The sequence below is a fragment of the Agromyces solani genome (genome assembly GCF_058349925.1).
This window is the reverse complement of the sequence record NZ_JBYRER010000003.1, coordinates 828518-854118: the sequence shown is the minus strand read 5'-3', so window position 1 is coordinate 854118 and position 25601 is coordinate 828518. Positions and strand designations below refer to the sequence as shown.

21 protein-coding genes are annotated in these 25601 nt (G+C 71.8%); 7 read left to right on the top strand and 14 right to left on the bottom strand.

The genetic code is table 11. The annotated features are described in order from the left end of the window. Positions 1-11: 11 nt before the first annotated feature. The 6 genes from AC3RJ7_RS16380 to AC3RJ7_RS16355 are packed head-to-tail and all read right to left on the bottom strand — an operon-like array spanning position 12 to position 6459. Positions 12-809, bottom strand: a complete 798-nt coding sequence (locus tag AC3RJ7_RS16380) for an ABC transporter ATP-binding protein (RefSeq protein ID WP_491456904.1) — start codon at positions 807-809, stop codon at positions 12-14. After that, entirely contained in the window at positions 806-1828 is a 1023-nt protein-coding gene (locus AC3RJ7_RS16375) for an ABC transporter ATP-binding protein (RefSeq protein ID WP_491456903.1), read from the bottom strand. The genes AC3RJ7_RS16380 and AC3RJ7_RS16375 overlap by 4 nt, the downstream gene beginning before the upstream one ends. Then, entirely contained in the window at positions 1825-2706 is an 882-nt protein-coding gene (locus AC3RJ7_RS16370; RefSeq protein ID WP_491456902.1) for an ABC transporter permease, read from the bottom strand. The genes AC3RJ7_RS16375 and AC3RJ7_RS16370 overlap by 4 nt, the downstream gene beginning before the upstream one ends. Then, entirely contained in the window at positions 2703-3713 is a 1011-nt protein-coding gene (locus AC3RJ7_RS16365; protein ID WP_491456901.1) for an ABC transporter permease, read from the bottom strand. Before AC3RJ7_RS16365 ends, AC3RJ7_RS16370 begins: the two co-directional genes overlap by 4 nt. Further along, positions 3710-5386, bottom strand: a complete 1677-nt coding sequence (locus AC3RJ7_RS16360; protein ID WP_491456900.1) for an amidohydrolase — start codon at positions 5384-5386, stop codon at positions 3710-3712. The genes AC3RJ7_RS16365 and AC3RJ7_RS16360 overlap by 4 nt, the downstream gene beginning before the upstream one ends. Then, the gene (locus AC3RJ7_RS16355; RefSeq protein ID WP_491456899.1) at positions 5386-6459 is read right to left on the bottom strand and encodes a C45 family autoproteolytic acyltransferase/hydrolase; all 1074 of its coding nucleotides are present in this window, start codon (positions 6457-6459) and stop codon (positions 5386-5388) included. Before AC3RJ7_RS16355 ends, AC3RJ7_RS16360 begins: the two co-directional genes overlap by 1 nt. Positions 6460-6601: 142 nt before the next feature. Here AC3RJ7_RS16355 and AC3RJ7_RS16350 point away from each other — a divergent pair, with 142 nt between their 5' ends. Beyond that, complete coding sequence (locus tag AC3RJ7_RS16350) at positions 6602-7669, top strand: LacI family DNA-binding transcriptional regulator (protein WP_491456898.1); 1068 nt, start codon at positions 6602-6604, stop codon at positions 7667-7669. Positions 7670-7671: 2 nt separating this feature from the next. Here AC3RJ7_RS16350 and AC3RJ7_RS16345 read toward each other — a convergent pair whose 3' ends face one another. Together AC3RJ7_RS16345 and AC3RJ7_RS16340 are read right to left on the bottom strand one after the other, a co-directional pair. After that, entirely contained in the window at positions 7672-9285 is a 1614-nt protein-coding gene (locus AC3RJ7_RS16345) for an amidohydrolase (RefSeq protein ID WP_491456897.1), read from the bottom strand. Positions 9286-9383: 98 nt separating this feature from the next. Then, on the bottom strand, positions 9384-11027 hold the full coding sequence (locus AC3RJ7_RS16340; protein ID WP_491456896.1) for an ABC transporter substrate-binding protein: 1644 nt from the start codon (positions 11025-11027) through the stop codon (positions 9384-9386). A 136-nt stretch (positions 11028-11163) separates the two neighbouring features. Here AC3RJ7_RS16340 and AC3RJ7_RS16335 point away from each other — a divergent pair, with 136 nt between their 5' ends. The 3 genes from AC3RJ7_RS16335 to AC3RJ7_RS16325 all read left to right on the top strand — a co-directional run bounded on the left by AC3RJ7_RS16335 (position 11164) and on the right by AC3RJ7_RS16325 (position 14887). Then, positions 11164-12147: a LacI family DNA-binding transcriptional regulator gene (locus AC3RJ7_RS16335; RefSeq protein ID WP_491456895.1), complete on the top strand. Its 984-nt coding sequence runs from the start codon at positions 11164-11166 to the stop codon at positions 12145-12147. A gap of 291 nt (positions 12148-12438) precedes the next feature. Beyond that, a complete protein-coding gene (locus AC3RJ7_RS16330; RefSeq protein WP_491456894.1) occupies positions 12439-13371 on the top strand; it encodes a serine protein kinase RIO in 933 nt (310 codons plus the stop codon). A gap of 88 nt (positions 13372-13459) precedes the next feature. Beyond that, positions 13460-14887: an MFS transporter gene (locus AC3RJ7_RS16325; protein WP_491456893.1), complete on the top strand. Its 1428-nt coding sequence runs from the start codon at positions 13460-13462 to the stop codon at positions 14885-14887. Positions 14888-14932: 45 nt separating this feature from the next. On the opposite strand, the gene AC3RJ7_RS16320 is transcribed toward AC3RJ7_RS16325, so the two are convergent. The 3 genes from AC3RJ7_RS16320 to AC3RJ7_RS16310 all read right to left on the bottom strand — a co-directional run bounded on the left by AC3RJ7_RS16320 (position 14933) and on the right by AC3RJ7_RS16310 (position 18936). After that, on the bottom strand, positions 14933-17239 hold the full coding sequence (locus tag AC3RJ7_RS16320) for a cell wall-binding repeat-containing protein (RefSeq protein ID WP_491456892.1): 2307 nt from the start codon (positions 17237-17239) through the stop codon (positions 14933-14935). A gap of 87 nt (positions 17240-17326) precedes the next feature. Then, positions 17327-17971 (bottom strand): RNA polymerase sigma factor, encoded by a 645-nt coding sequence (locus AC3RJ7_RS16315; RefSeq protein WP_491456891.1) that lies wholly within the window; start codon positions 17969-17971, stop codon positions 17327-17329. Positions 17972-18324: 353 nt separating this feature from the next. Beyond that, positions 18325-18936, bottom strand: a complete 612-nt coding sequence (locus AC3RJ7_RS16310; RefSeq protein ID WP_491456890.1) for a MarR family winged helix-turn-helix transcriptional regulator — start codon at positions 18934-18936, stop codon at positions 18325-18327. 145 nt (positions 18937-19081) lie between these two features. Between AC3RJ7_RS16310 and AC3RJ7_RS16305 the strand changes: the two genes are divergently transcribed. The 3 genes from AC3RJ7_RS16305 to AC3RJ7_RS16295 all read left to right on the top strand — a co-directional run bounded on the left by AC3RJ7_RS16305 (position 19082) and on the right by AC3RJ7_RS16295 (position 22500). After that, positions 19082-19732: a MarR family winged helix-turn-helix transcriptional regulator gene (locus AC3RJ7_RS16305; RefSeq protein ID WP_491456889.1), complete on the top strand. Its 651-nt coding sequence runs from the start codon at positions 19082-19084 to the stop codon at positions 19730-19732. 68 nt (positions 19733-19800) lie between these two features. Then, positions 19801-20382 carry a hypothetical protein gene (locus AC3RJ7_RS16300; RefSeq protein ID WP_491456888.1) on the top strand — a complete coding sequence of 194 codons (582 nt, stop codon included), beginning with the start codon at positions 19801-19803 and terminating at the stop codon, positions 20380-20382. 219 nt (positions 20383-20601) lie between these two features. After that, on the top strand, positions 20602-22500 hold the full coding sequence (locus tag AC3RJ7_RS16295) for a vWA domain-containing protein (RefSeq protein WP_491456887.1): 1899 nt from the start codon (positions 20602-20604) through the stop codon (positions 22498-22500). 183 nt (positions 22501-22683) lie between these two features. On the opposite strand, the gene AC3RJ7_RS16290 is transcribed toward AC3RJ7_RS16295, so the two are convergent. Genes AC3RJ7_RS16290 through AC3RJ7_RS16280 form a run of 3 tightly spaced genes read right to left on the bottom strand, consistent with a single transcriptional unit; the run spans position 22684 to position 25572 of the window. Beyond that, positions 22684-23484: an ABC transporter permease gene (locus tag AC3RJ7_RS16290; RefSeq protein ID WP_491456886.1), complete on the bottom strand. Its 801-nt coding sequence runs from the start codon at positions 23482-23484 to the stop codon at positions 22684-22686. A gap of 7 nt (positions 23485-23491) precedes the next feature. After that, positions 23492-24394, bottom strand: a complete 903-nt coding sequence (locus tag AC3RJ7_RS16285) for an ABC transporter permease (protein WP_491456885.1) — start codon at positions 24392-24394, stop codon at positions 23492-23494. Then, complete coding sequence (locus AC3RJ7_RS16280) at positions 24394-25572, bottom strand: ABC transporter substrate-binding protein (RefSeq protein WP_491456884.1); 1179 nt, start codon at positions 25570-25572, stop codon at positions 24394-24396. Before AC3RJ7_RS16280 ends, AC3RJ7_RS16285 begins: the two co-directional genes overlap by 1 nt. Positions 25573-25601 lie beyond the last annotated feature (29 nt).

The window sequence follows — 25601 nt, the reverse complement described above, 5'->3', positions numbered from 1 at the left end:
CTCGGTGGGGGTCAGGATCGGATGGTGGCGGGGTCCCAGCCGTCGCGCGGAACGCTGTCGCGCAGCAGCCGGGTGTAGGGGTGTTGCGGGTCGTCGAGCACGTCGGCCGTGCGGCCCTGCTCGACGACGGCGCCGTGACGCATGACGATCGTGTCGTCGCACACCTGGCGGATCACGGCGAGGTCGTGGCTGATGAACAGGTAGCTCACGCCGCGCTCCTCCCGGATGTCTTGGAGGAGGTTCAGGATCTGCGCCTGGATGGAGACGTCCAGTGCGGAGACCGCCTCGTCGAGGATGAGGATCTCGGGTTCGGCCGCGAGGGCCCGGGCGATCGCGACGCGTTGCCGCTGTCCGCCAGAGAGCGCCCTCGGCAGCGCGTTCAGCTGGCGCTCGTCGAGGCCGACGAGGTCGCCCAGCTCGCGCACGCGGCGCTTCGTCTCGTCGCGTCCGAGGCGGAAGTGCACGCCGAGCACCTCGGCGAGGCAGTCGCCGATGCGCTGCCGCCGGTCGAGCGACGTGTACGGGTCCTGGAAGACGATCTGGATGTTCCGGCCCCGCTCGCGGAGGACCTTGACCGAGCGGGCGGGCTCGGTGCGGTCCTCGCCGCGGAACAGGATGCGTCCGTCGCTCGGCGTCTCGAGCCCGATGATCATGCGGGCGGTCGTGGTCTTGCCCGAGCCCGACTCGCCGACGATGCCGAGCGAGCCGCCCTCGGCGAGCTCGAAGCCGACGCCGTCGACGGCGGTCGTCTCGGCCTGGCCCTTGCCGAACCGCTTCGTCAGTCCCTCGACCTGCAGCAGTGCGGTCACGAGGTCACCTCCTCGTTCTCGTCGGTCAGCAGCCGGCCGTGCAACTCGGGCATGCGGATGCAGCGCGTGTCGCCCTGCGGCGCCTCGCCGGGCCGGCCGATCTGCAGGAGCGGCGGCACCGCCGTGCGGCAGGCATCCTGCGCGAAGCGGCATCGCGGCGCGAAGGCGCAGCCGTCGGGCGCCTCGTACGCGGTCGTCGGGTGGCCGGGGATCGCGGGCAGCCGCTCCGCCCGGTGGTCGATCTCGGGCCGGGCCTGCACGAGCGCGGCCGTGTACGGGTGCAGCGGGTCGCGGTGCAGGCGCGACGACGCCTGCCGCTCGACGACCTGGCCGGCGTAGAGCACGACGGTCTCGTCGCAGACGGCACCGGCGAGCTCGAGGTCGTGCGTGATGAAGAGCATCGCCATGCCGTACTCGGCTTGCATGCGGCCGAGGATCGCCATGACCTCGGCCTGCGTCGTCACGTCGAGCGCGGTCGTCGGCTCGTCGGCGAGGATGAGCCGCGGCCGCACCGCGACCGATGCGGCGATCATGACGCGCTGCAGGAGGCCGCCCGAGAGCTCGTGCGGGTACTGCCGGAGTCGGCGTTCGGGATCGTGGATGCCGACGTCGGCGAGCAGCTGCACCGCCTTCGCCTCAGCGGCCCTCTGCGGCATCCGCTCGTTGAGGCGCAGCGCCTCGGTGAGGAAGTCGCCGATGCGGCGGACCGGGTTCGTGTGCGCCCGGGCATCCTGGAAGACCATCGAGACGTCGCCGGCGCGGTAGCGGCGGAGTGCCTCGCCGCGCAGGTCGAACACGTCGGTGCCGTCGAAGCGGATGCGCCCGCGCACGTCGGCACCGTCGGGGAGGAGCCGGGCGATCGTACGGACGGTCATCGACTTGCCCGAGCCCGACTCACCGACGAGGCCGAGGGTCCTGCCCGCTTCGAGGTCGAACGAGACGTCGCGGAGCACGGTGCGCAGTTCGCCCTTCACGGGGAGTCGCACGGTGAGGCCTTCGACGTCGAGCAGCGCGGTCATGCGCGGGCCTCCGATCGTTCGTTGAGTCGGTCGCCGAGCACGTTGACGGCGGCGACCGTGACGACGATGAGCGCCGACGCGTACAGCGCCTCCTGCGGGTGGCCCTGGAGGAGTCCGGCCATGCCGGCGCCGACCATGGCGCCCCAGTCGGGGGTGGGCGGCTGCACGCCGAGCCCGATGAACGACAGGCCCGCGAGGTCCATGAGGGCGAACCCGAACGCCAGGGTGCCGTTCGCGACGATGAGCCCGGCGACGTTCGGCAGGATGTGGCGCGTCGAGATCCAGAAGCCGCGCACGCCCTGCACGCGCAGTGCGGCGACGTACGGCAGGTTGCGCTCGCGGAGCGCGGCGCTGCGCACGATGCGGGCGATGTACGGGATGTACGCGATCGAGAGCGCGGCGATCGCGGCCGGCAGGCCGGCGCCGAACAGCGCGGTCGCGAGGATCGCGAGCAGCAGTCCCGGGAAGGCGAAGATCGCGTCGATCACGCGGACCACGGCCGAGTCGAACCAGCCGCCGAACCACACCGCGGCGAGCGCGATCGCCACGCCGAGCACGGTCGAGGCCAGCACGACGAGGAACGGACCGATGAGCGCGGTGCGCGAGCCCAGCACGAGCCGGGCGAGCAGGTCGCGGCCGCTGGCGTCGGTGCCGAGCGGGTGGGCGGCGCTCGGGCCCTGGTACGCGGCCGAGAGATCGACCGAGTTGGGGTCGGCCGCGATGACGAGCGGCCCGATGACGGCGATCAGCACGATCACGGCCAGGGCGGCCACCGCGGTCCAGCCGGAGGCGCCGAGCGCACCAGCGTGACGCAGGCGGCGGGCGTTGCGCTGGACGATGCGGGCCTCGACGGCGACGTTGTCGGCGACGGCGCTCATGAGTTCGTCCTTCCGGGGGTCACGCGCGGATCGAGCAGCGCGTAGGCGAGGTCGATGAGGGTGTTGAGCACGATGAACGCGGCGACGTAGACGAGGCAGATCGCCTGCACGACGGGGAAGTCCTTCTGCTGCACGCTCGACACGAGGAGCTGGCCCAGGCCGCCGAGCTGGAAGACCTGCTCGATCACGACGCTGCCCGCGATGAGGCCGGCGATCGTGAGGCCGGCGACGGTGAGCACGGGCATCGCCGCGTTGCGGATGACGTGGCGCTGCACGACGAACCGGCGCGGCAGTCCGCGGCTGATCGCCGTCTGCACGTGGTCGGCCGAGAGTTCCTGGCGGAGCGCGGCCTGGGTGAGCCGGGCGACGAACGCGACCGAGGCGAGGGCGAGCGCGATGGCCGGCAGCACCGTGTGGTAGACCGCGTCGATGCCGGGGACCCCGGCGCCGAACACCGGGAACCATCCGAGCTGGACGGCGAACACGAGGATGAGCACGACCGCCGCGACGAACGTCGGCACGGCCATCACGGCCGTCGCGCCGGCCATCGTCGACCGCGACAGGATGCCGGGCTTGAGGCCGGCGAACGCCCCGATCGCGAGGCCCGCGACGAGCACGACTGCGGCCGCCATCACGATCAGCAGGATCGACGCGGGGGCGCGGGCCGCCAGCACCGACGACACCGGCTGGTTGAAGATGATCGAGGTGCCGAAGTCGCCGTGCAGCGCGCCGCCGAGCCACAGCAGGTACTGCTGCCAGATCGGGTCGTCGAGGTGATACTGCGCGGCGAGTGTCGCGATCGCCTCGGGGCTCATCGAACGCCCCTGGGTGAGGAACGTCAGCGGGTTGCCCGGCGCGGCGTAGAGCGCACCGAAGACGACGAGGCTCGCCACGAACAGGGTGGCCAGGAGGCCGACGACGCGGCCCCCGATGAATCGGGCGGTGCCCCACCCGGCGCCGCGCTTCCGCGCGGCGGTCTGGGCGGCGACCGCGGTCGTCTCGCTCATGCTGGATCCTGTCGGTTCACGGCGACCTCCTCGTCGCTCGGGTGCGCGACCACTTCGGCCGGCGCGAGTTCGTGCACGGTGCGGCCGCCGACGACGGTGCGGATGACTCGGGCCTCGAGCAGCTCGTCGACGGGGGCCGCGAACACGTCGCGGTCGAGCACGATGAAGTCGGCGTGCAACCCGGCGGCGAGCCGGCCGAACTCGTGCTCGGCGCGGCAGGCCCACGCGGCATCCCTGGTGCCGTGCTCGACGGCGGTCTCGAGCGGCACCGCGTAGTGCGGCAGGTTCGCCGGCAGTGCCGGGTCGAGCGCCGAGCGGCGCGTCGCGGCGACGAACATGTTGGGCAGCGGCGGGTGGGGCGAGGTCGGCGAGTCGGTGCCGAAGACGAGCGGGGCGCCCGCGTCGGTCATCTCGGGCCACGGGTAGCCGCGCTCGACGCGCTCGTCGCCGAGCATGGCCCGCCAGTTGTCCTGGATCGACGCGTCGGCGTGCACGGGCTGCATGCTCGCCGTGATGCCGATCGCGGCCAGCCGCGCGATCTCGTCGGGGCCGACGACCTCGAGGTGCTCGATGCGGTGCCGGCGCTCGCGCGGGCCGTTCACCGCGATGGCGCGCTCGACGGCGGCGATCGCGATGCGGATCGCCTCGTCGCCGATCGCGTGCATCGCGACTTGGAGGCCCGCCGCGTCGGCCGCGATCACCACGGGGGCGAGCTCGTCGAGGCTCCAGACGGGGTCGGCGGTCGACCCGTCGGCGTAGGGCGCGCCGACCGCGGCCGTGCAGCCGTCGACGGTGCCGTCGATGAGCACCTTGATGCCGGTCACCCGCAGCCGTTCGCCGCGGTGCAGGTCGGCGAGCTCCGCCGCCCGAGCGACCTGCGCGAGGTTCTGCGCCTCGTCGCCCGTGGGCTGCACCCGCCAGTGCGCGACGATGCGGGTCGTCAGCGTGCCGGCGACGTCGGCGCGCACCATGGCGGCGAGGTCGCCCTCGTCGAGCGCCATGTCGGTCGTCGCCGTGACGCCCGTCTCGCGGTAGCCGCGGAGGGCGGCGGCGAGGGCGGCGTCGCGATCGGCGTCGGTGACCAGCTCATCGAGCACGGGCCACACGAGCCGGTGCATCGCGGTCTCGTCGACGTAGCCCGTCGCCTGCCCGTCGGCGTCGCGGTGCACGGCGCCGCCGGGGGGCGAGACCGTGCGGTCGTCGATGCCGACCTCGGCGAGCGCGGCGGTGTTGAGCCAGATCGAGTGGAAGTCGTAGGCCTGCGCGTAGACCGGGCGGTCGGCGACGACGGCGTCGAGCATGGCCCGGTCCGGCACGCCGCCCGGCAGCATGCCGTGGTTCCACCCCTGTGCGCGGATGCGCGGCGCCTCGGGGTGCGCCTCGGCCCAGTCGGTGATGCGGCGCTGGATCTCGGCGAGGTCGGCGGCGCCCCACAGGTCGACCTGCGCGGCGGCCTCGCCCGTGCCGACCACGTGCGCGTGGCCGTCGACGAAGCCGGGCAGCACGGTCGCGCCCTCGAGGTCGGTCGCTCGGGCGTCGGGTCCGGCGATACGGCGGGCGGATGCCTCGTCGCCGACGTAGAGGAACCGGCCGGCCTCCACGACGAACGCCTCGGCGCGGCGCCGATCGTCGGCGGTGAAGGCGCGCGCGTTCAGGTAGAGCTCGGTGATCATCAGAATCGCTCCAGCCCGCTCGTGGCGACCTCGTCGGGGGTGCCGGCGTGCACGGCGAGCTCGAACGCGGGAAGGTCGAGGGCGATCGTGAGCAGGGTGCCCCACTGCTCGTGCAGCGGCTTGGACGTGTCGGGGCGCATGCAGATCGGGGCGGCTGCGCCGTCGGCGCCGCAGAACGCGGCGGCCCGGCGCTCGGCCCCGAGGCCCGCCATGGCGGCGCCGGCGGCGACCGTGTGGGCGTAGCGCTCGCGAGTGGTCGATTCCTCGCGCATCGTGTCGCCAGCGGCGAGCACGGGGTCGAGGAAGTGGTTCGTGTGCACGAGCCAGCCCTCGGCGTTCGGGCGCACGACGCCGACGCCCGCAGGGGCGACCTCGATGCTCGCGGCCTCGGCGACGCCGTCGTGGTACGCGACGACGGTGAAGACGGTCGAGGCGCTGACCGCGGCGGAGGCGGCGATGGCGCGCGCCTCGTCCACCGTCGTCGCTTCCTCGAGGATGCGCCGGGCGATGGCGTGCACCGGAACCCCGCCGGAATCGCTGTCGCTCCGGTGGGCGAGGATGTTGAAGTGCAATCCGAGGCCGGCGTCGTTGACGCCGATCTTCGCGGCCGTGCCGAATTCGGTGAAGAGCTTCACGTCGCGGCCCGACTCGGTCGCGAAGCGGTGCAGGAGGCCGTCGGTCGCGAGCTCGTCGTGCCAGTCCCAGGTCTGGATCGTCTCGGGAGCGCCGCTCATCGGCACGCGGACGGCCGTCGAGCACTCGCCCTCGCCCGCCGAGGGAGCGACGGCGAGCACCTCGGTGCGGGCGCCGACCGCGAAGGCCTGCCACGGCTCGAGGCCGGCGGCCGCCGCGGTGGCATCGGACTCGATCACGAGCGCCGGGGCCCACGCCTCGAGCGCCGCACGACTGCGGTCGACGATGGCGCGCACCTGCTCGTCGGGCACCCCGAGCACGGCGAAGTGCTCGAGGTAGCGCTCGCTCGACTGCCGGATGAAGCCGCCGTAGAGGCGTCCGATGGCGCGGCCGCGCTCGGCCGGGTCGGTCGTCTGGGTGGTCAGGTGATGCAGCTTCATCGCGTGTTCTCGGTCTCCGTTGATCGCTTCACGCCGGGCACTTCGACGTGGCGCGGATCACGCTAGGCGCGTAAAACGTTTTATACAATCGGAGGGGCGAAATTCTCGCCGACCGTCCCGAACCGGAGATCGGAGGGCGTCGATGGCCAGGAGCGGCGGTGTCACGATCCGCGACGTCGCGCGACGCGCCGGGGTGTCGATCGCGGCCGTGTCGATGGCGCTCAACGGCACGGGCACGCTCAGCGCCGCCACCCGGGCGCGCGTCCGCGCGGTCGCGGAGGAGATGGAATACCAGGCCGACGCGCTCGCACGCGGCCTCCGGCGTTCCTCCGTCGGCGCGATCGGCCTCGTCATCCGCTCGCTCGACCTGCTCGGCGACTACGCCCCCGAGGGCGTCGACATCTTCGCCCGCTTCATCGGCGAGACGAGCTCGCAGGCGATGGCGCGGGGGCTCAGCGTGATGCTGGTACCCGACCTCACGAAGCCGCCGATCCCGCCGCTCGCGCTCGGGCTCGACGGCTACATCATCGACCTGCCGCACGTCGACGATCCCGTCGTGGCGCTGCTCGAGCGTCGCGGCATCCCCTACGTGACGCTCGGCCGTGACCCCGACCGACCCCGATTCACCGACTGGGCCGCGGAGGACGGCCCGGCCGCGACGCGGCGCGCGCTCGACCACATGCTCGCGGCCGGCGGCCGGACGTTCGCACTCGTGCGCGGCACGGGCGAGAACTCGTGGAACATCGACGCCGAGCTCACCTATCGCGAGTGGTGCGACGAGCACGGGCTCGACGCCCTCGTCGACCGGGTGCCCGAGCGCGACGGCGAGCCCGGCGGCCGGGTCGCCGCGGAACGCCTGCTCGACACCGCGGCGACCGGACGGCCGCTGCCCGACGCGGTGCTGTGCGGCACCGGCCGGCACGCGTCGGGTCTCGTCGCCCGCCTCGGCGAGGCCGGGCTGCGCGTGCCCGACGACGTCATGGTCGCCGCCGCCTCCGACTCCGAGCACGCACGGCACAGCCGTCCGGCGATCTCGGCCTTCGAGCTCAGCTCGCGTGCGACGTCGGCGGCGCTGCTCGACCTGCTCGAGGCCCGCATCGCCGGGCGGCCGAGCGCCGGCCCCGTGCTCGCGTCGGCGAAGTTCCACCCGCGCGCCTCGACGAGGCGCAGAACCGGGCGAACGGCCGATGCAGCGGCCGAACGGCGCTGACCTCAGGCGCGGACCACGACACCGTCGACGACGGTCGCGATGATCGGCGTCGCGGCGAGCGCCTCCGGGCTCGCTTCGAGCGGGTCGCGCGCCCATACGGTGAGGTCAGCCCGTCTGCCGGCCGTGATCGTGCCGGCGACGGCGCCCAGTCCGCACGCGATCGCGGCGTGCACGGTGTAGCCTTCGAGCGCCTGCAACGCGGTCAACGCCTGCTCGGGCTGCACCGGCTCGACCTCGGGCCGCTCGACCGGCCGACGCAGGATCGTGTCGGCCATCATCGCGCGTGGATCGAACGGCGTGATCGGCCAATCCGATCCGAGTGCGAGCACGGCCCCCGCATCGCGCAGGTCGCGGCAGCGCCAGCCGTGCGCCGCCCGCTCGGCGCCGAGCCGCACCGACCAGTTGTCCGTACGGTCGGCCCGCGTGTGGTGGGTGCCGTGCACGGGCTGCATGCTCGCGGCGACGCCGAGTGCGGCGAACCGCGGCACGAGGTCGTCGGGGATCGTCTCGATGTGCTCGATGCGATGAGCGGCCCGCGCGCGCACGTCGGAGCCGAGAGACTCGAGCGCGTCGAGCACGTAACGCACACCCTGGTCGCCGATCGCGTGGGTCGCCGTCGGCACGCCGCGTTCGGCGAAGAAGCGCAGTGCGTCGACGTAGGCGGCGGGGTGAGTCCAGACCGAGGAAACGCCCTGGCCGTAGGCGTCGGGTCGTTCGAGCCACGCCGAGCCGTTGTCGACGGTGCCGTCGATCATGAACTTCACGCCGTCGACGACCCATCGGCGGCCGGCACGGCCCTGCAGGCCGAGAACCCGTTCGAGCTCGTCGTCGTCGGACGCCGACACCATCGGCGAGAAGCTCAACCGCACCGGCAGCTCGCCCTGGGCTTCGAGCGCTTCGACGAGGTCGAGGGCGTCGCCCTCGAGGTCGAGTACGTGCGTCGCGCAGATGCCGGTGCCCGCCATCTCGGCGAGCACCGCGCCGAGCCGCGCCACCCGATCGGCGAACGGCTCTGCCGGGATCGCCCTCGAGACGACCTCCATCGCGGAGAGCTCGCGCAGGTACCCGGTGGGCGCGCCGTCGGCGCCCACGGCGACGACGGCCTCGTCGTCGAATCGCTCGGCACCCGTCACGCCCGCCAGTCTCAGCGCCGCACTGTTCACGATCGCCGAGTGCCCGTCGCGCATGCGCAGGTAGAGCGGCACGTCACCGGTCGACGCGTCGAAGACGCGACCGCCGAACCCGATGCCGGTGAACAGGTTGGGGTCGAGCCCCCAGCCGAGCACCCAGTCGCCGGGGCCGGCTCGCCGCGCGGCATCCTCGATCATGCCCTGTACCTCGGCGAGGGGGCCGACGTCGGTGAGGCGGATGCCGCGCGACACGTCGACCCCGAAGACGACATGGGTGTGGCTGTCGGTGAGTCCAGGCGTCACGACGGCGTCGCCGAAGTCGAGGTCGACCGTCGCCGAGTCGCGCAGCGCCTCGACCGCCGCATCGCTGTCGCCGTCGCCGACCGCGAGGATGCGGCCGCCGCCGACGGCGATCGAGGTGACGACGGAGTGTTCGGGGTCGAGCGTGCGGATTCGCCGGGCTCGGATGATCGCCTCTGCGGGCACGTTCAGCTCCTTCGCGGTGCCGGCACGCCGGAGGGGCGCACCGAGAGGGGACGGTTGCGGATGAGCGACGGGGCGGCCCGCCAGCCGCCCCGCCGGGTTCATTCGGTGCCGCCGAGCCAGGCGGCCCAGGGGTACCAGACGTAATCGAACGATGCGGGTGCGCCGGTGATGCGCTCATTCATGAATACGTCGTTGCGCACCTCGATTCCGGGGAACATCGGGCCCATGTCATCGTGCAGCTGCTGTTCCATCTGCACGATGAGCTCGATGCGACGGGCCTCGTCGGCGGTGCCGCGCGCCTCGGCGAAGAGCTCGTCGACGCCGCTGTAGTTCGACTGGTTGAAGGTCGCTCCTGAGACGGCCGTGTACGAAAGCCAGTCGAGCGGGTCGGGGATGCCGGGCCAGAACTGCGTGTAGAGCAGGTCGGTGTCGCCCCGGGTCGCGGGGTCGTACAGGTAGTTGCCGTAGCTCACGGCCGGCACGACCTCTAGGCGGAAGTTCAGGCCGATCGCGTCGGCCGCCGACTCGATCGCGACGCCGAGCTGCTGGGTCTGCGCCTGCTGGGGCACGACGAGGCTGATCTCGTCGGCGAGCACGTCGGCCGGCACGTCGTCGAGGAGCCGCTTCGCCTCATCGATGCGCGGGGTGCCGTCGGTCTTCACCGTTTCGGCGAGCTCCGTGAGCGCGTCGGCCGCGTAGCCGTAGGCGGCGGGCGGCGTCTGCAGGGCGCTCGGGGTGCCTGCGCCGCCGTAGACCTGCTCGCCGATGCCCTTCCAGTCGATCGCCATCTGCAGCGCCCTGCGCACGTCCAGGTCGGCGAGGGCGCCCTCGGCGTTCGCGATGACGAGGGTCGTCTCCATGGGGGCAGGGCCCTGGTAGTAGCTGCCCACCGATGTGTTCTGCAGCTGGGCGAGGCCCGACGTGGGCACGCCGTAGGCGCCGTCGATCTGGCCCGCGAGCAGGCCCGCGGTGATCGCTGCTTCGTCGGTCACGAAGGTGAATTCGATCTCCTTCGCCTTCGGTTGGAGCTCGTCGTTCCAGTAGTCGTCGTTGCGGCTGACGGTGATCGACGTGCCCTGGGTCCACTTGTCGAACACGAACGGACCGGTGCACATGAGCCCGACGTCGGCGGTGCCGACCTGGTCGCCGTGCTCCTCGGTGAACTGCTTCTGCACGACGACGCCGGCGAAGCTCGCGAGCTCGTCGTTGATGAGGTAGTCGGGCTGGGTGAGCTTGATCGTGACCTCGTGCTCGCCCGTCGCAGTGACCGATGCGACGTTGGCGTAGAGCGAGTGCCGGAAGCTCGTCGGGTCGGTGCGGTTCTTGTCGAGGCTGAACGCGACGTCTTCGGCCGTCATGGGCGTGCCGTCCCAGAAGGTCACGTCGTCGCGCAGCTGGTAGACCCAGGTCAGCGGGTCGGGGTTCTCGAATCCGGTCGCCAGGTTCGGCTCGATCTCGAAGTCGGGCGTCTGCACGAAGAGGCTCTCGCACAGGTTCGAGTTGATCATGTTGGGCGAATAGTTCGCCGAGCGATACGGGTCGATCGTGTACGGCTCGCCCGCGAAGACGTTCCAGACGACTCGGTCGACCTCGCTCGTCGCGGCCGGGGTCGTCGTCGTGAGCTCGCCGGCAGGCGGCGTTGTCTTCGACGGTTCGGCCGACGCCGTGCAGGCGGTGAGTGCGGCGAGCACGGCGACGCCGGCAGCTGCGACGGCGACGCGGTGTCGGGGGTGGGTGTGCATGTGGGGCTCCTGTGGTGAGGTGCGCTCGGTGGGGGTTCGCGTCCGGTGGACGGCGATGCTGGAACGTTCCAGCATTGCGACCATCATGAGCTCGAACCCCGACCGTGTCAAGACCCCTGCGGCCTAGGATGTGGGCATGTCCCAGCCGAAAGCGACGATCGTCGACATCGCCCGCGAGCTCGGCATCTCGAAATCAGCGGTCGCGAACGTGCTCAGCGGCACCGGCCGCTACTCGGCCGAGACCGGCGCCCTCGTGCACGAGACGGCGGCCCGACTCGGCTACGTCTCGAACCGCGCGGCCAAGAGCCTGCGATCGGGTCGGCTCGGCGCCTACGGGTTGCACGTGCCGGCGATCGCCCGCGAGCTGCCGTTCTACATGGAGCTCGCCTTCGGCGCCGCCCGCGGCGCCGACCTCGCCCACTGCGACCTCACGCTCTTCACGAGCGACCTCAACCCGTCGCGCTCGTTCCAGGTCGACGGCGCGGTCGTCGTCGACCCCGGGCCTGACGAACCGGTCGTCGCGGCGCTCGTCGGCGCCGGGCTCCCCGTCGTCTCGGTCGGGCGGTACCGCGGTCACGACGCCGACGCGATCACCGCCGTCCTCGAGGCCCGCCACGCCGAGCTGCAGGGCACGATCCTCGACCACCTCGCCGAGCGCGGCCGACGCCGACCTGTGCTGCTCGCGGTCGACGAGGCCCTCGACTCCGCCTGGGCGGCCGAGACCACCGCCGCGTTCACCGAATGGAACCGCCGGAACAGCCTCGACGGCGCCGTCGTCGAGGTCGGTGCCGAGCTCGCCCCCGAGGCCCTCGCCGACGCACTCGACCTGGCCTGGCGACGCCATGCCGCCGACGCCGTGGTGTGCAGCGCGCAGGGGCATGCGGCGATCCTGCGACTGCTCTCCGTCGACCGCGACGACCGCGCCGCCGATGCACTCGACCTCGTCTCCTTCGCGGCCTCGCCGGCAGAGCTGGCCGACCCGGCGATCACGGTGATCGACCTCGACCCGGCGGGATACGGCGTCGCCGCGGCATGCCTGCTCACTGAGCTGCTCGACGCACCCGCCGCACCGACCGTGCACCGCTGGTTCGAGGGCGCGAAGGTGCGGTTCGCCGCCTGATCCGCGCACGGCCCTTCGCGGCCGGCCCCGCCCGTCGGCCCCGATTCGGGCCGGACTCTGGACGCGGCCCCGCGAACGCCCTAGACTGCCGAAGCTGCGTTCACCACGGGCGCCGGCCCCGGAGCATCCGGGTGAAGGAGAGGAGAGATGACCATGGCTGTCTTCACCATGCCCCTCGAGATCCCTTCATCCTGCGAGGCCGCCCTCAGTCGCTGACCCGCGGCGGTGGCCTCCGCGTTCTTCGGAGAAACCACCTTGCATCTGACGTCGTCACTCGACGAGACCACCGTCGTGCGTTCCATCGTGAACTCGCGCGCGAATTCCCAGCCCCTCACGGCGCGCCCCTTCTCGGCGCGCCCGGCCACGACCCCGCGCCCCGCCGCGACCCCGCGCTTCGACGCGGGCGACCTCGCCTTCCAGGAGGTCGAACCCGGCGAGGACCAGCGCTGGTCGACCTGGCCGGCCACCACCCCGTCGGAGCGAGGCCCCGAGCCGCGACCCGACTGGCTCGTGACCTCCGCCGCGGCGATCGACACCGAACTCGGGGTCGTCAAGAGCGGCAAGGAGGCCGACCTGTTCCTCATCGAACGCGCCGTTCCCGGCGCCGACCCCGCGATCGCCGGCAACGCCGTGCTCCTCGCGGCCAAGCGCTACCGCGGCGCCGAGCACAGCGACTTCCACCGGTCGCAGATCTACACCGAGGGCCGCGGCACCCGCCGCAGCCGCGACGCCCGCGCCGTCGCGAAGGGCACGACCTTCGGCCGCGAGGTCGCGAAGGTGCAGTGGGCGTACGCCGAGTTCGAGGCGCTGTCGCGCCTCACCGAGCTCGGCGCCTCGGTGCCCTACCCCGTTCAGGTCGCCGGCACCGAGGTGCTCATGGAGTTCATCGGCGACGAGGGCGGCGTCGCCGCACCCCGGCTCGCCCAGGTGCGCGCGACGCCCGACGAGCTGCGCGAGCTGTTCCACCAGATCGTCGACTTCATGCACGTGCTCGCCGCCGGCGGGCTCGCGCACGGCGACCTCTCGCCCTACAACCTGCTCGTGCAGGACGGTCGGGTGGTCGTCATCGACCTGCCGCAGGTCGTCGACCTCATCGCCAACCCGCAGGGCTTCGACCTGCTGCACCGCGACTGCGTCAACGTGTGCTCCTGGTTCACGAGGCAGCGCCTCGAGTGCGATCCGGAGGAGTTGTTCGGCGAACTCGTCGGCATGGTCGCGTTCTGAGGCGATACAGTGCACTCGATCGACGCGGATCGGCCCGACCGGTGCGCGCCGACACCACCCGTTCACCGGACGCCGGGAGACTGCCCACATGACCGACCCGAATCACGACGCCCCCGCCGCGCCGCGCAACTTCCCGCCGTCGCCCCTGACGCCGCCCGACGGCGCGGCCGCCACCATCGGCGTCTCGACGAGCCAGGTCGATGCGGTCACCGACGCGGGGGCCCGCAAGGGACGCATCCTCGCGTGGGGCCTGTGGGACTGGGGTTCGGCCGCGTTCAACGCCGTCGTGACCACGTTCGTGTTCACCGTGTACCTCACGAGCGAAGCCTTCGGCACGAGCGGCACCGTCGAGGCGCAGCTCGGCTGGGCGCTCGCGATCGCCGGCCTCCTCATCGCGGTGCTCGCACCCATCACCGGCCAGCGCTCCGATACGAGCGGGCGACGCAAGTTCTGGCTAGCGATCAACACCTACATCGTCGTGGCGATTACGCTCGCGATGTTCTTCGTCATGCCGGCGCCCGAGTACCTCATGCTCGGTCTCTTCCTCGTCGCCGCGGGCAACGTGTTCTTCGAGTTCGCCGGGGTCAACTACAACGCGATGCTCGTGCAGGTGTCGACGCCGCGCTCGATCGGCAAAGTGTCGGGCTTCGGCTGGGGCATGGGCTATGTCGGTGGCATCGTGCTGCTGCTCATCGTCTACTTCGGCTTCATCCAGCCCGAGGTCGGCCTGTTCGGGGTCACCGGCGACGACGGCCTCGACGTGCGCGTGACCATGGTCGTCTCGGCCCTGTGGTTCGGGCTGTTCGCGCTCCCGGTGCTGCTCGCGGTGCCCGAGTACCGGAGTCCGGCCGCCGTCGAACGCGAGAAGGTCGGATTCTTCGCCTCGTACGCGCGGCTCGGTCGCGACATCAAGCGGCTCTGGACGGAGCAGCGCAACACCGTATGGTTCCTGCTCGCCAGCGCCGTATTCCGCGACGGACTGGCAGGCGTCTTCACCTTCGGCGGCGTACTCGCCGCCTCGGTGTTCGGCTTCTCGGCCGGCGAGGTGATCATCTTCGCCATCGCGGCGAACGTCGTCGCCGGCGTCTCGACCATCGCCGTTGGCGCACTCGACGATCGCCTGGGCGCGAAGCCCGTGATCATGACCGCCCTCATCGGACTCGTCGTGAGCGGCCTGCTCATCTTCATGCTGCACGACGGCGGGCAGATCGTGTTCTGGACGGCGGGGCTCGCCCTCTGCCTCTTCGTCGGCCCGGCACAGTCGGCGAGCCGCACGTTCCTCGCGCGCCTAATCCCCGCGGGCCGCGAGGGCGAGGTGTTCGGCCTCTACGCCACGACCGGCCGCGCGGTGAGCTTCCTCGCACCGACGGCGTTCGCGCTGTTCGTCACAATCGGCGGGGCGCCGTACTTCGGCATCCTCGGCATCGTGCTTGTGATCGCGCTCGGGCTCGCACTGCTCATCCCCGTAAAGGCGAACGCGCCGGCGCGCGCAGGCATCGGCAGCGGCGGCGAATAGCACCGGACCTGCTCGCTCCGCGCAGTCGGCATCGACGGCACGCCATCAGCAACCGCGAAGCCTGCCGACCGCGCTCGACAGGGCGCCCGTACCGCCGTAGAGCGTCACCCGCGCGACGTCCAGGTCGAGCACGTGATCGACGATCTCGCGGGGCACGCACGTCGACATCGAGATGTACATCGGCGCGTCGCTGCGACCCGCGAGCACGCCGCCGGCGAGCGCGTCGGGGAAGTTCGTGCCCAGCGCGAGGAACGCGCGGTCTGCCGAACCGAACGCGTAGTCGTTGATCGCGAGCGACGTGCCGTAACGGGTCTGCCCGGCGAGGCGTTCGACGGCGCCGATGCGCTCGGCGCCATCGGCGATGCCGCGCGACACGACGCCCTCCCCGCCCGCGATGAGCACCCGGTCGGGGTCCAGCTCGGCGAGCAGTGCCCTCGTCGCGGTGTCGAGCGAGCGGCCGGCGCCGTCGACGAGGACCACGGGCGCGTTCATCGAGGCCCCCGCCGCGCCCGCTGAGAGCGCGTCGGGGAAGTTCCGGCCGGTCGCGACGAAGACCGCCGGGGCATGGTCGAACCCGAAGTCGGCGACGAGACGCGAGGTCCCGTAGCGATCGGTGCCCCCGAGGCGCTGGACCTTCGGCGCGTACGTGCGGAGGACGCGCTCGACCGAGCCCGAGACGGCACCGGTGCCGCCGACGACCACGATCCGCTGCGGGTTCAGCCGGTCGAGCTCGGCGCGCACCGATGACGGAACCGAGGCGCGCGGAGTGAGCAGGAGCGGCCCGCCCTGGACAGCCGCGACCGGCCCGGCGCTGAGGGCGTCGGGGTAGTTCTCGCCCGACGCGACGAAGACGACGGGCGCGGTGCGGGGGAAGCCCTGCTTGGAGATCGCCACCGCGGTCGCGTAGCGGTCGGCGCCGGCGATGCGATCGGCGGTGATCGCGTCCCATTCGCCGGTGACCGCGCTCGATCGCGAGTGCTTCCCCCACCAGGCCCGCGCGGAGTACGTGTGCCGGCCCGCCGCGAGGTCGGAGATGTCGACCGACCACGAGCCGTTCGACGACACCTTGGCCGTGCGCGTGATCGTGCCGTCGATGACGACGACGACGCGGTGCCGAACCGATCCGTACCGGAGGGTGCCCGAGATGACCCCGCCCCGGTAGGCGGCGCCGTCGGGCGCGGTCACGACCGGTCGCTCGACGGCGACCGCCGGTTCCCAACCGCCGCCGTAGAGGCTGCGGGCACTCGGCTCGTCGTCCGAGTACAGCACCGAGAAGAACGACACGTCGTTCGACTCGCAGACGTCGTCCGCGTCGCTCGCGGAGCTGATGCCGACCGCGGTCGTCCCCGACAGCGCCGCTCCGCCGCTGTCGCCCCTCGTGAGGCAGACCTCCGCGGCGATGGTGTTGACGATCTTGCCGTCGACCGAGACGGGCGTGTCGACGGCGACGATCTCGCCGCATCGCCAGCCGCTCGACGACCCCGATCGGCAGAGCGGCGCTCCGACGACGGCGCGCGCGGCATCCCGCACCTTCACCGGTGCGCTCGCGAGCGGCGCACCGCTGCCGCCGCCCCAGGTGAGGACCTCGGGCACCGTGTTCCTGCCGCTCCTGGCCTCGATGAGGCCGTGGTCGTAGCCGCCGCCGAGCCGGTACGACCCCGGCACGGGCAGCCCGAGGTCGACGCCAGAACCCCAGTCGAAGCGGCCGGGTGAGGAGGCCGTGACCGTGCGGCGCATGGCGGACGCGTCGCCGAGGCAGTGACCGGCCGTCAGGCTCCGACGGCTGCCGTCGGACACCTCGTATCCCGAGAATCCGAGCGAGCATCGCCGGATCCGGCCCGAGCTCGAGAACGTGTAGGGGGCGCCGCCCCGCACGTCGTCCTTGAACTCGAGCGGGGTCCCGGAGTCCTGCCGGTACGGCTGGGGCTCGCCGATCTCCGCCCGGGCACCCGTCGCGGCGACGGCCTCCGCCGAGGCGGCATCGGCGACGTTGACGACCGCCTCGAGGCCGTCGAGCCGCGAACCGAGCACCTCGATGCCGGCGGCCTCGACCGTGTCGACGAGATCGGCGGCCTCGACTGCGGCCTCGCCGGCGGCGAGGTACTCGGCCGGCGAGATCCCGAGGTCGCGCTCGATCGCGGTCGCGAGCTCGGCCGGCAGCGCCCCGGCCTCCGCGGCGTGATCCTGCGGGTCGCCGGGCGCGTACGCGACGTCGATCGCGCGAATCGGACCGCCCTGCGGTGCGTCCTCGGAGCCCGCCGTCGCGTGGCCCGCCCCCTCCGGCGACAGGATAGACAGCACGACCGCGGTCGCCGCCACGGCCGCCGCAGCGGCGAACCGAGTCCGCCGCACCCCGAAACATCCCCGAACCATCGCGAATCTCCCCCCGAACGATCGCGAAACTCCCCCGAACGCATCCTCCCCCATTCGGGGGACGGGCTACGCGACGCGGTCCGTCGGCGTGTCGATCGCCGAGTAGGCCCGACGGAACCCGTGCACGGCGCGGAAGCGGAGCGCGGAGACGGCGTTCGAGTTCATGCCGAGCGCCGTCGCGATCTCGCCCGGGCCGAGCCCCTCGACCTGGCCGAGCCAGAGCACCCGCTGCCAGCTGGCCGGCAGCGAGCGGAACGCACGCACCGCCGCCGAGCAGTCGACGGCCTCGTCGACCGCCAGGAACGGATCGTCGGCGACGAGGAGGTCGTCGTGCCCGTCCATCACGGCGACGGGCACGCTGCGACGCGCCCACTCCATGGAGAGGTTCCGCACGACGGCGCGCAGGTACGGGCGCACGGCCGCGTCGGGCCCGCGGCCGTTCCTGATCGCCTGGAGCAGGCGGACGAACGCCTCGGAGACGAGTTCGTCCGCCTCGAACCGCATCGTCATCGTGCGCGCCCATCGGTGGACCGGCCCGTGATGCCGCCGCCAGAGCAGCGCGAACGCCTCGTCGTCGCCGAGCCGGGTGCGCTGCAGCAGCTCGCGATCGGTCGGCTCGGCGGGGTCGGTCGACTCGTTGGGCTCCGCGCGCTCGTCGGGCCCGGTGGGTGTATGGCCGGCCAGGCCGCTCGATGGAGGCGGCTTCGACATCTCGGGTACCTCGGCATCCGTCTCGGGTAGGGCAGGACCGCACCCCGCGACGACCTCCCGCCCCGAGGTACCGAGCAAGCTACCGAGGTGCCGGTGAGGTGCCATCCCACAGAACGTGCGAAGCCGACGTTCCGGCCGGCTCGCGTAATGGCGGGCGGATCCGCGACTCCTTAACCCGTAGAACCGGATGCGTCGGGCATCGGGTTCAGGTCAGGGTCGGGTAACCCCGGCCGACGGTCGGATGGGTCCGATCGTGCGGGGGCCGCCGCGATTCGGGTTCGCGTCGGTCCCCGCTTCTCCGTGCTCCCGACCGTGAATCGGCGACCCGGCGACGCGGCGACGCGGCGACCGGCTCAGCGCTCGCGCGGCCACGCCGCGACGAATCGCGACAGCAGTCGTGCGAACTCCGACGCCTCCTCGGGCGTGAACCCGGCGAGCGCGGACTCGACCGCGCCGCGCCGGGTGTCGCGGGCGCCCGCGAGCACGCGTCGCCCGGCGGCGGTCAGCACGATCGCGCTGCGGCGGGCGTCCGACGGGTCGATCTCTCGACGGGCGTGGCCCGCCTCGACCGCCGCCTGCACGAGCCGGCTTGCGCGCGGCTGGTCGACCCCGATCGCCTCGGCGAGCTCGCCGATCGAGGGCGGCTGCGGCGCGGCCTCGAGTGCGTCGAGCAACCGGAATCGCGCCGCATGGGCGAGCCCCGGGCCGCCCCGACCATGGTGAGGCACCGGCCCCGAGCCATCCGGCTCGTGGTGGTGGCCGTGGTCGCCGACGTGCGAGCCGCGCCCGTGGTGCGGATCGCCGTGCTCGCCCCGGCGCTGCAGGCGGCGCCGGCCCTGGTCGCGCCGGATCGCGACGAGGGCGGCCTCGATCGACGCCACCGCGTCATCGGCCCGGCTCGGCGCCGCCTCGCCCCGACCGCCGCCTGGGCGTTCGCCGGGAGGATCTTGACGAGCCGCATTCATGTATGTCATTGTACATATACATGTCATGCGACATGCAATCGATCGAGGTCGTGCACGCACCGTTCCCGCGGCGCGACGACCTCGCCCCGGCCGGCGGCCTCCGGCTACCGGCCTCGACGCACCAACGCGTCCGGAAAGGAACACCATGAACTCCGAGAACCACTCCACCCCGACTCCGTCGTCCGGCCACGAGCCCGCGGGCACCCGCCCGATCGGCTACTGGCTGCGCGTCGTCGACCGCCGGCTCGACGACGCCATGCGCGAGCTCTTCGCCGAGGAGGGCATCAGCCGTCGAGACTGGCGGCGCCTCAACGTGATCGCGGGCACCGTCGACGACGAGCGCCTTCGCGCGAAGCTCGAGGCTCACCCCGAGCGCCTCGCGCCGCTCGTCGACCGCGGCTGGGTGACCGACGAGCCCACGCCTCGGCTCACCGAGGAGGGCGAAGCCTCGTACGCCGCCCTCCGCGAGCGGGTCGTCGACCTGCGCTCGCGCGTCGCGGCCGCGGTCGCGCCCGCCGACTTCCAGACGACCCTCGAGACGCTCGAGGCCATCGCCCGCGAGCTCGGCTGGCACGACGGCGAGCGGATGCCTCGCCGTCGCCCCGAAGCGCGGCGCGGGCGCGGCTCCGGCAAGGGTCACCGCCACGGCCACCACGGTCACGAGCATCACGCCCACCACGACCGGCACCGCCACGGGCACGACCGGCACCGCCACGGCCACGACCGCGCGCACTCGGCCGATCGCCACGTCCACGTGCACGTGCACCTCGACGAGCCGCACGCACCGGCGAGCTGAGCATCGAACCGGGCCGGGCGGGGCGGTATTCTGATCCCCGCCCGAACCCGAGGGCGAGAGCGAGCGCCATGTCTGAGCAACCGGTGGTCATCCCCGTGCGGATGACGCTCCGCGAGAAGCAGCGCCGCCGGCGCAACCGGCGCGCCCTCGCCTACACCGCGGTGGTCGTCGCGTGGGCGCTCAGCATCTTCCTGAGCACGGTCATCGCCCTGCCCGCCGAACTGCACACGGCGGTGCTCTTCGTGCACCTCGCCTCGCTCATCGTCGGCTTCGGCGCGGTCCTCATGATCGACTGGCACGGCCTGCTCTGGATGACGGAGTGGAGCGACGTGCGCGAGCTGCGCCAGGCCGACCGCACCCTCGTGCTGCCCGTCTGGGTCGGCCTCGCCGGCCTGCTCACGAGCGGCGCCCTGCTCGAACCGAACCTGCAGAGCCCGATGACGCAGGTCAAGCTCGTCGCCGTGCTCGTGCTGAGCCTCAACGGCGTCGCGCTCACCCGCTGGACCTTCGAGCTCACCCGCCTTCCGGCGCGCACCCGGTTCCGCTCGCTGAGCCCACGAGTCCGCGCCGCCTTCATCACCAGCGCCGTCGTCTCGCAGGTCGCGTGGTGGACGGCCGTGCTCATCGGCATGCTCAATTCGACGGCCTGACGAGGGTCGTCCGTCGAGCACCGCGACCCCCGGCGCGCGCCGTGTCGCGTCATCCCATTGGTTCACAGGCGCGCGCAGGATACTATCGCCTGAATCCCCCGACCCAGCCCCAGGACGTATGATGCCCGACGCATTCGTCACTCCCGCCCCGAATCCGACGCCCCGCGGCGCTTCGGCGACCCTGCGCGCCGAACTCCGCCGCCCGCTCGGACGGCGGGCATGAGCGCCGAGGGCACGCCCCGCCGCGATCGCTCCGAGCGGCAGCAGCGCAGGCGCCGGCAGCGCCGGGTGTGGGCGATCGCGGGCGGCGCCCTCGTGCTGCTGCTCGTCGGCGGCGGCGTCGCGACCGCGATCGTGCTCGCCCAGGGCTCCCCGTCGGGTCCACCGGCCGCCGTGTCCGAGACGCCCGCCGAGCCCATCGTCTTCCCCGCGGACGAACCCGCCGCCGAGCCCGGCGCCGAACCGTGCATCGAGCTCTCGGTGCTGTCGTCGTTCGAGAATGCCGAGATGGTCTCGCGCCTCGTGGAGGGCTACAACGCCCAGCCGCGCAGCGTCGACGGGGCGTGCGTGACCGCCGTCGCCACGAAGGACAAGTCGGGCATCTCGGCGACCGATGCGGCCGCCGGCTTCCCCGACCTGCCCGCCGACGAACGACCCACCGTGTGGCTGCCCGACGCGAGCTCGTGGCTCTCGGTCGCGCAGGACGCGGGCGGCGCGGCGAACGTGCCCGACGAGGGGACGAGCGTGGGATCGTCGGCGATCGTGCTCGCCATGCCCGAGCAGATGGCCGAGGCGATCGGCTGGAGCGAGACCCGCCCGACGTGGAGCGACGTGTTCAACGCGGCGCGCGACGACGCCACGTGGAGCTGGCTGAGCCATCCCGAGTGGGGCACCTTCAAGCTCGGCAAGACGAGTCCGCTCATCGCGAGCTCGGGCCAGGCGGCCATGCTCGCCGAGTTCGGCAGCGAGGCCGGCTCCGTCCCCGAGCTCACCGTCAACCAGATCCACGAACCCGAGGTCGTCGACGGCGTGCGCGAAGACGAACTCGCCACGAGCCACTACATGGCGACGCCCGAGCACTTCCTCTGGCATGCCCGCCAGTCGGAGGAGAAGGGATCGGTCGCCGACTTCCTCTCGGCGGTCATCGTCGACGAGAAGTCCGTCTGGGACTACAACCGCGGCATCACGAGCCGCGACGGCGTGACCCGCATCGAGTCGACGCCGCCCGAGGAGCAGCTCGTGCCGATCTACCCGAGCGACGGGTACTACGTGGCCGACAACCCGTTCACCGTGCTCACCGGTCCGTGGGTCGACGACGCCGAGGCGGCCGCCGCGGCCGACCTGCTGCGGTTCGCGGGCACCAAGGAGGGCCAGCAGATCGTGCGGGCCGCCGGGTACCACGACCTCAACGGCGAGCTCGACCCCGTCGTCAGCGAGGTCGGGCGACTGGCCGAGACGCCCTCGGGTTCCCTCGCCTTCCCCAGCCGCGAGGTCATCGCCGCGATCGACAGCGCGTTCCCGGACGTCCGCAAGCGCGCCGAGGTGCTGTTCCTCCTCGACGTCTCCGGCTCGATGGGCGAGAAGATCGCCACCGGCGAGACGAAGCTCGCGGCGGCGAAGGAGGCGATCGAGAAGTCGCTCGGCCACTTCACCGCGGGCGACAACATCGGCCTCGCCGCGTTCAGCGCCGTCGACGACGGCCCGATCACGCCGGGCCTCGTGAGCCCCGTCGCCGATGCCCGCACCGAGCGAGCCAAGTTCCTCGACGCGCTCGGCGCGCTCAAGCCGATCGAGTTCACGCCCCTCTACGCCGCCGTCGACAAGTTCGCGAAGCAGCAGGGCGAGGCCTGGGACCCCGACCGCATCAACGCGATCGTGCTGCTCAGCGACGGCAAGAACGAGACGCTCGGGCCGTCGACGACGAAGAAGCAGATGCTCGAGACCCTCGAGCATCTGCACCACGAGTCCCCCGTGCTCGTCTTCACGCTCGCCTACGGTGCCGACGCCGATATCAAGACCCTGCAGGAGATCTCGACCGCGACGGGCGCGCACTTCTACGACGCCACCGACCCGACCAAGGTCACCGACGTGCTGGGCGACCTCGTCACGAGCTTCTAGGCAGGCGGTTGCCTCGGGGGTCGGCGTCGTCGACTCCGAGGCATCCGTGCCGCGTCGACGACCGTCGCGCCGGCGCCGAGGCATCCACCGCGTTTCAGGAAACAGGACGCTGCTCAGGACGCGTTCCCCCGAAACGTCCTGAGCAGCGTCCTTCTTCCTGAATCGGTGAGGGGCGCGGATGCCTCAGCGCCGCCGCTCCTCGGTGCCGGAGAGCCGTTGCGCGATGTAGATCGGGATGATCGACACGAGCACCAGCACGACCGCGATGACCGAGACGATCGGCGCCTGGTTGGGCCGGAACATGTTGTTGAGGATGAAGATCGGCAGCGTCGTGACGCCCGAGCCCGCCGTGAACGTCGTCACGATGATCTCGTCGAAACTCAGCGCGAACGCGAGCAGGCCCCCTGCGAGGAGCGCCGACCGCAGCTGCGGGAAGGTCACGAGCCGGAACGTCGTCCAGATGCCGGCGCCGAGGTCGGCCGACGCCTCCTCGAGGTTGGTGCCGAGACGGCGCAGGCGGGCGATCACGTTGTTGAACACGGTCACGATGCAGAACGTCGCGTGCGCGATGACCACCGTCCAGATCGAGAGGGGCACGCCCATGATCGTGCGGAAGAAGTTGTTGAGCGCGATACCGGTGATGATGCCGGGCAGCGCGATCGGCAGGATCACGAGCAGGCTGATCGCGTCGCGCCCGAAGAACGAGAAGCGCTGCAGCGCGAGGGAGATGAGCGTGCCGAGCACGAGCGAGATCGCCGTCGCGATGAGCGCGATGCCGACGCTCGTGCCCACCGCGTCGAGCGCGCCGGCGCTCTGGAACGCCTTGCCCCACCACTCGAGCGTGAACCCGGGCGGCGGCCAGGTGAGCGACGTCGAGGTCGAGAACGAGTTCACGAGCACGACGAACAGCGGCACGTAGACGACGACCAGGATCAGCCCGGTGACGACGCCGAGCACCGTGCGAGACAGGCGTGAGAGACGCATGGGACCCCTAGAGGTTGTCGAGCGCGCCGGTGCGGCGCACGAGGAAGAGATAGCCGAAGATGATCACGATCGGGATGAGCGCGATCGCGGCGGCGAGGGGCAGGTTGTTGGCGGCGCCCACGTTCGTGTAGACGAGGTTTCCGAGCATCTGGCTCGTGCCGCCGACGATGTTGACGGTGATGTAGTCGCCGAGCGAGAGCGAGAAGCTGAAGATCGTGCCGGCGATGATGGCGGGCAGGGCGAGCGGGAGCACGACGAGCCGCAGGGTCGACCACGTCTTGCCGCCGAGGTCGCCGGATGCCTCGAGCAGCGAGTCCGGCACGCGCTCGAGCCCGGCGTAGATGGGCAGGATCACGTACGGCAGCCAGAGGTAGCTCAGCGTGATGATCGTCGCGGGCAGCCCGTACCCGGGCGTGCTGCCTCCGAACGGCGAGACGAGCCATTCGAGGATGCCGTCCTGCGAGAGCACCGACCGCCAGGCGTAGGCCTTGACGAGGTACGACGCCCAGAGCGGCGTGAGCACCATGATGAGGAGCACCCGCTGCATGCGCGGGCTCGCGACCTTGGCCATGAAGAACGCGATCGGCAGCGCGAGCGCGACGTCGATCACGGTCACGGCGAGCGCGACGCCGATCGTGCGGAGCGTCACCGTCTGGTACAGCGAGCCGGTGAGCACCTCGATGATGTTGTCGAACGTGAACTCGGTGGTGATCTCGCCGGTGAAGCTGTCGACCGACCAGAAGGCGGTGACGAGCAGCAGCACGAGCGCGACGATGTAGACCACGCCGAGCCAGAACAGCGGAGCGCCGAGCAGCAGCGCGAGCCTCGCCCGGGGGTGCGCACTGAGGAAGGCGGAGCCCGCCCGCGCCGCACTGCGACGCGGGGCGGGCACCGCACGGGTGGCCGTCATCAGCCCTTGATCTCCTGCCAGGCCGAGGTCCACGCGGCATAGTCGGTGCACTGCACGTCGGTGCGGCCGTCGAGGCACTCCTCGATGGGCGTCGTCCAGTACCAGATCTGCGACGCGTACTCGGCGTCGCCGGCGTGGTACGCCTCGCAGTCCTCGCGGTACTCGCACGCGGCGTCGCTCGAGGGTGCCTCCCCGAAGTACGAGGTGGCCGCGGCGTTCGCCTCGGGGCTCGCGATGTAGTCGAGCCACGCGTACGCGCAGTTCGGGTTCTTCGCCTGCGACGAGATCATCCAGGTGTCCGACCATCCCGTCGCCCCCTCTTCGGGCAGCGTGACCGCGGTCTTGCCGCCCTCCGCCTCGAGCACGTTCTGGATGACCTGCCAGCTCGTGCCGACGACGGTGTCGCCCGTCTGGAACGCCTGGATCTCCTTGAGGTAGTCGCTCCAGTACTCGCCGACGTTCTCCCGCTGCTGCTTCAGCAGGTCGACGGCCGCCGCGAGCTGCTCCTCGTCGAGGGCGTACGGGTTCTCGATGCCGAGGTCGGGCTGGTGCTCCATGAGGTACATCGCGGCGTCGGCGATGTAGATCGGGGAGTCGTACGCGGTCACCTTGCCCGCGTACGGGTCGGACTCGTCGAACACGACGTCCCACGAGGTGGGCTCCTCGGTGAACACGTCGGTGCTGTACATGAGCAGGTTGGCACCGTAGCCGTGGGGCACGCCGTAGTTGACGCCGTCGACGGTGTTCCACGCCTGGTCCTTCAGGAAGTCGTAGATGCCGTCGTAGTTCTCGAGGAGGTCGGTGTTGACCGGGGCCACGTCGCCGCCGGCGACGAGTCGCAGCGAGGCGTCGCCCGAGGCCGAGACGACGTCGTACTCGCCCGTCTTCATGAGGTTGAGCGCCTCGTCGGAGGTGCCGAACGTCTTCGTGGTGACCATGCAGCCGGTCTCCTCCTCGAAAGGGGTGACCCAGTCGATCGCGGGGTCGTTCGACCCGTCCTCGACGTAGCCGGGCCACGCGAGGATCGAGACCTGGCCCTCGGTCTCCCCGAGCTCGGTCGCCGCCTCGTTGTCGTCGCCGCCTCCGCCGCCCGACGTGCCGCAGGCGGTCAGCAGCGCGACCGAGGCGAGGGCGAGTCCGACGGTCGCGCCTCGTCGCGCGTTCCGCATCCGCATCATGGTTCTCTCCTGTTTCTCTTGGTGGTTTT

Excerpts from the sequence above, each read along its gene's own strand:
- AC3RJ7_RS16375 (WP_491456903.1), bottom strand. The coding sequence starts at position 1,828 with ATGACCGCGCTGCTCGACGTCGAAGGCCTCACCGTGCGACTCCCCGTG.
- AC3RJ7_RS16370 (WP_491456902.1), bottom strand. The coding sequence starts at position 2,706 with ATGAGCGCCGTCGCCGACAACGTCGCCGTCGAGGCCCGCATCGTCCAG.
- AC3RJ7_RS16365 (WP_491456901.1), bottom strand. The coding sequence starts at position 3,713 with ATGAGCGAGACGACCGCGGTCGCCGCCCAGACCGCCGCGCGGAAGCGC.
- AC3RJ7_RS16360 (WP_491456900.1), bottom strand. The coding sequence starts at position 5,386 with ATGATCACCGAGCTCTACCTGAACGCGCGCGCCTTCACCGCCGACGAT.
- AC3RJ7_RS16355 (WP_491456899.1), bottom strand. The coding sequence starts at position 6,459 with ATGAAGCTGCATCACCTGACCACCCAGACGACCGACCCGGCCGAGCGC.
- AC3RJ7_RS16350 (WP_491456898.1), top strand. The coding sequence starts at position 6,602 with ATGGCCAGGAGCGGCGGTGTCACGATCCGCGACGTCGCGCGACGCGCC.
- AC3RJ7_RS16340 (WP_491456896.1), bottom strand. The coding sequence starts at position 11,027 with ATGCACACCCACCCCCGACACCGCGTCGCCGTCGCAGCTGCCGGCGTC.
- AC3RJ7_RS16335 (WP_491456895.1), top strand. The coding sequence starts at position 11,164 with ATGTCCCAGCCGAAAGCGACGATCGTCGACATCGCCCGCGAGCTCGGC.
- AC3RJ7_RS16325 (WP_491456893.1), top strand. The coding sequence starts at position 13,460 with ATGACCGACCCGAATCACGACGCCCCCGCCGCGCCGCGCAACTTCCCG.
- AC3RJ7_RS16315 (WP_491456891.1), bottom strand. The coding sequence starts at position 17,971 with ATGTCGAAGCCGCCTCCATCGAGCGGCCTGGCCGGCCATACACCCACC.
- AC3RJ7_RS16310 (WP_491456890.1), bottom strand. The coding sequence starts at position 18,936 with ATGAATGCGGCTCGTCAAGATCCTCCCGGCGAACGCCCAGGCGGCGGT.
- AC3RJ7_RS16305 (WP_491456889.1), top strand. The coding sequence starts at position 19,082 with ATGAACTCCGAGAACCACTCCACCCCGACTCCGTCGTCCGGCCACGAG.
- AC3RJ7_RS16300 (WP_491456888.1), top strand. The coding sequence starts at position 19,801 with ATGTCTGAGCAACCGGTGGTCATCCCCGTGCGGATGACGCTCCGCGAG.
- AC3RJ7_RS16295 (WP_491456887.1), top strand. The coding sequence starts at position 20,602 with ATGAGCGCCGAGGGCACGCCCCGCCGCGATCGCTCCGAGCGGCAGCAG.
- AC3RJ7_RS16290 (WP_491456886.1), bottom strand. The coding sequence starts at position 23,484 with ATGCGTCTCTCACGCCTGTCTCGCACGGTGCTCGGCGTCGTCACCGGG.
- AC3RJ7_RS16285 (WP_491456885.1), bottom strand. The coding sequence starts at position 24,394 with ATGACGGCCACCCGTGCGGTGCCCGCCCCGCGTCGCAGTGCGGCGCGG.
- AC3RJ7_RS16280 (WP_491456884.1), bottom strand. The coding sequence starts at position 25,572 with ATGATGCGGATGCGGAACGCGCGACGAGGCGCGACCGTCGGACTCGCC.